A 3077-nucleotide genomic window follows, 5' to 3' on the forward strand; every position below is an offset into this window, starting at 1 on the left:
CAGCCGACGCGTCCCACGAGTTCCGCGAGGACGTCCTCCATCGTGACGAAGCCGAGCGCGGTGCCCTTCTCCCCGGTGACGGTGGCCAGATGGGTGCCGTGGGCGCGCATCGTGGTGAGGGCGTCGTCCAGCGGGGTGTCGATCCGTACCTTGACCACGCGGTGCAGTGCGGAGCGCGGGAAGGGCGCGTCGCGGTCGGCCACGCCGATCGCGTCCTTGATGTGCAGATAGCCGTGGACGGCCCCGTCCGCGTCGATCACCGGGAACCGGGAGAACCCGGCGGTGGTGGCCGCCCGCTCCAGTCCGGCGGGGGTGATGTCGACGGGGACGGTCTCCATCCGGCCCGGCGGGACCAGGATCTCGCCGACGGGCCTGCCGCCCAGCGCCAGGGCGTCGCGCAGCCGCTCCCCGTCGGCGGGGTCCAGCAGTCCGGCCTCGCTGGAGTCGCCGATCAGACGCACCAGCTGGTCGTCGGTGAAGACCGACTCCACCTCGTTCTTCGGTTCCACGCCCAGCCGTCGCAGGATCACGTTGGCGATGGCGTTGAGGCCGAAGACCACCGGGCGCAGGGCGCGGGTGAGGGCGATCAGGGGCGGGCCGAGGAAGAGCGCGGTCGGCACCGGCGCGGCGAGGGCGATGTTCTTCGGGATCATCTCGCCGAAGAGCATGTGCAGATAGGTCGCGAGCGTCAGCGCGACGATGAACGCGATGGTGTGGATCAGCGCGCCCGGTACACCGATGGCGGCGAGCGGCGGTTCCAGCAGATGGGCGATGGCCGGTTCGGCGACCGCGCCGAGCACCAGCGACGAGACGGTGATGCCCAGCTGGGCGGTGGCCATGGTCGCGGAGAGGTGCTCGACGCCCCAGAGCGTGATCCGGGCGCGCTTGTCACCGCGCTGTGCCAGGGGCTCGATCTGGCTGCGGCGGACGGAGATCAGGGCGAACTCGCCGCCGACGAAGAACGCGTTGGTGAGCAGGGTGAAGGCGCCGATGAGCAGCTGAACGGTGGTCACTTGGCGGTCTCCTGGCCGGCGGGCGCGGACACGGGCGCGACGAGGGTCAGGCGCTCGGCGCGATGGTGGACGACATCGAGGACGGTGATGTCCCAGCCCTCCAGACGGACGCTGTCCCCGGGCTCGGGTATGCGCTCCAGCCGGGCCGCGACCAGGCCCGCCAGGGTCTCGTACGGCCCCTCGGGCGCGGTGAGTCCGACGGCGGTGAGCTCGTCGAGGCGGACGCTGCCGTCGGCCTCCCAGCAGGCGCGGCCGTCGTCCGTGTCGGGCGCGGCGAGCAGGTCGGGGGTGCTCAGCGGATCGTGTTCGTCACGGACCTCGCCGACCACCTCCTCCACGATGTCCTCGGCGGTGACGATGCCCGCCGTGCCGCCGTACTCGTCGATGACCACGGCCATGGTCCGCTCGACCCGGAGCCGTTCGAGGAGGGTGTCCACGGGCAGGGTGTCGGGGACCAGCAGTGGCGCGGCGACCAGTTCGGTGATCGGGGTGCGCGGCCGGGCGTCCGCGTCCAGGGCGAGCACGTCACGGATGTGGACGGTGCCGATGACCACGTCGAGGGTGTCGCGGTAGACGGGGAAGCGGGAGAGCCCGGTGGCGTGGGTGAGGTTGACCGCGTCGGCCGCGGTGGCGTGCGCCTCCAGGGCCTGGATCTGCACCCGGGGGGTCATGACGTTCTCGGCGGTCAGCTCGCCCAGGTGCAGGGCGCGGACGAACAGCTCGGCCGAGTCCGCGTCGATGGCTCCCTCGGCCGCCGAGTGGCGGGCGAGGGCGACCAGCTCCTCCGGGGTGCGGGCGTGGGCGAGCTCCTCGGTGGGCTCCAGGCCGAAACGGTGGACGAACCGGTTGGCGGTGTTGTTCAGGTGCCGGATGAACGGCCCGAAGAACGCGGTGAAGCCACGCTGCGGGCCCGCGACGACCTTGGCCACGGCAAGCGGACGGGCGATGGCCCAGTTCTTGGGTACCAGCTCGCCGACGACCATCAGCACGATGGTCGAGATGACCACGCCGAGGACGGTGGCGACCGACGAGGCCGCGCCGCCGAGACCGATCAGCTCCAGCGGGCCGCGCAGCAGCGTGGCGAGGGAGGGTTCGGCGAGCATGCCGATCACCAGCGAGGTGACGGTGATGCCGAGCTGGGCGCCGGAGAGCTGGAAGGTCAGCTGGCGCGCGGCACGGACGGCGCTGTCGGCACCGCGCTCACCGGCCTCCGCGGCCCGTTCGAGTTCGCCGCGTTCGACGGTGGTCAGGGAGAACTCGGCGGCCACGAAGATGGCGCAGCCGAGGGTCAGCGCGAGGGCGAGGAGCAGCAGGAGCGTTTCGATCACCGTGCCACCCCCGTCCCGGTATCGCTGGGCTGACGGGTTATGGCACGGCTGGTACTGGGAGGTTCACCCATGGTGGGCCTGATGCTCCTTGCTGGTTCGGCGGGACTGGGCGGTCTCCGCGGCCTCTCGGTGGGAGGGGATTCTCCCTGGAGAGATGGTAAAGGGACCGTAAAGCAATCGTCGCCGACGGGGGAGCGACGTGTCCAGCATGGGGCTATTTTCGGACTTTTGCCTTGATTCTCACGTTGAGGGGGTGCGCCGCCATGCTCTGCCCCTATGCTTCTACATGGCTGTAGAAAACGCGAGGGGTGGCCGGGGTATTCCCGGTGGCCTTCCCGCGCGGATCCCGTGCCGCACGCCCGGTCCGGGCCCTGTCGGCACACCCCCGTGCGCACCTCGCGCCACCCATCCACCTGGAGGGCATACGTGGCTTCGATCGAGCTGGACAAGGTGCTGGACAAGGCGTGGGCCGACAAGAGCGTGCCGGACATCCTCGCCGCCCCCGTCTCCGCGCTCAAAGGCGTCTCCGACCGGGACGGAGAGCTGCTGAAAGAGGCGTTCGGTGTCACCACCGTCCGTGAGCTGGCCGAGCTGAAGTACGTCCGCTGGGCCCAGGCCCTGACCGCCGTGGACACCGCCGTCAGGTAGCCCCGTCTCCCGGGCGACGCGCCGGGCCTCCCCGCCCGGCGCGCCCCGGGCCCCGCGCGCCCGGTCCGGTGTCGGCCCCCCACGCCGC

General features: G+C 71.4%; 3 protein-coding genes. 1 reads left to right on the top strand and 2 read right to left on the bottom strand.

The window, feature by feature from the left end; all coding sequences use genetic code 11:
* Together ACFVIM_RS34405 and ACFVIM_RS34410 are read right to left on the bottom strand one after the other, a co-directional pair.
* Positions 1–1013 (bottom strand): hemolysin family protein (locus ACFVIM_RS34405; protein ID WP_384310124.1); only part of this gene is annotated, 1013 nt, incomplete at its 3' end.
* On the bottom strand, positions 1010–2341 hold the full coding sequence (locus tag ACFVIM_RS34410; RefSeq protein ID WP_384310127.1) for a hemolysin family protein: 1332 nt from the start codon (positions 2339–2341) through the stop codon (positions 1010–1012). The genes ACFVIM_RS34410 and ACFVIM_RS34405, both read right to left, overlap by 4 nt.
* Positions 2342–2767: 426 nt before the next feature.
* Here ACFVIM_RS34410 and ACFVIM_RS34415 point away from each other — a divergent pair, with 426 nt between their 5' ends.
* Positions 2768–2989 carry a hypothetical protein gene (locus ACFVIM_RS34415; RefSeq protein WP_384310128.1) on the top strand — a complete coding sequence of 74 codons (222 nt, stop codon included), beginning with the start codon at positions 2768–2770 and terminating at the stop codon, positions 2987–2989.
* The last annotated feature ends 88 nt before the right edge of the window (positions 2990–3077 follow it).

It is taken from the genome of Streptomyces sp. NPDC057638 (assembly GCF_042800315.1).
Classification (GTDB): Bacteria; Actinomycetota; Actinomycetes; order Streptomycetales; family Streptomycetaceae; genus Streptomyces.